The organism is Rhizobacter sp. P2_H2 (assembly GCF_056403375.1).
The window spans coordinates 1-864 of the sequence record NZ_JBFUFP010001590.1 but is presented as its reverse complement, the minus strand read 5'-3'; the positions used below and the strand labels follow the sequence as shown (position 1 = coordinate 864).

The window sequence follows — 864 nt, the reverse complement described above, 5'->3', positions numbered from 1 at the left end:
ATGATGTACGTGAACCTGATCTGGATCTGGGGCCACCCCGAGGTSTACATCCTGGTSCTGCCGGCCTTCGGCATCTTCTCGGAAGTGGTCTCCACCTTCAGCGGCAAGCGCCTGTTCGGCTACGCGTCGATGGTGTACGCCACGGTCGTGATCACCATCCTGTCGTACCTGGTGTGGCTGCACCACTTCTTCACGATGGGTTCGGGGGCGAGCGTGAACTCGTTCTTCGGGATCACGACGATGATCATCTCGATCCCGACCGGCGCGAAGATCTTCAACTGGCTCTTCACGATGTACCGCGGGCGCATCCGCTTCGAGGTGCCGATGCTGTGGACGGTCGGCTTCATGATCACCTTCGTGATCGGCGGCATGACCGGCGTGCTGCTCGCGGTGCCGCCGGCCGACTTCGTGCTGCACAACAGCCTGTTCCTGATCGCGCACTTCCACAACGTGATCATCGGCGGCGTGCTGTTCGGGCTGATGGCCGGCATCACCTACTGGTTCCCGAAGGCCTTCGGCTACAAGCTCGATCCGTTCTGGGGCAAGTGCTCGTTCTGGTTCTGGCAGACCGGCTTCTTCTTCGCGTTCATGCCGCTGTACGTGCTGGGCCTGATGGGCGTCACGCGCCGCCTGAGCCACTTCGAGGATCCGTCGCTGCAGATCTGGTTCGTGATCGCCGCGTTCGGTGCGTTCCTGATCGCGCTCGGCATCGGCAGCTTCCTGATCCAGCTGGTGGTGAGCTTCATGCGGCGCGAACAGCTGCGCGACGTGACCGGCGACCCGTGGGACGGCCGCACGCTCGAGTGGTCGACCGCCTCGCCCCCGCCGTCGTACAACTTCGCGTTCACGCCGGTGGTGCACGAC

General features: G+C 63.3%; 1 protein-coding gene. It reads left to right on the top strand.

From position 1 onward, the window contains the following. On the top strand, nucleotides 1-864 hold an 864-nt coding region (locus tag AC1D15_RS34945), incomplete at both ends, for a cbb3-type cytochrome c oxidase subunit I (RefSeq protein ID WP_477829688.1).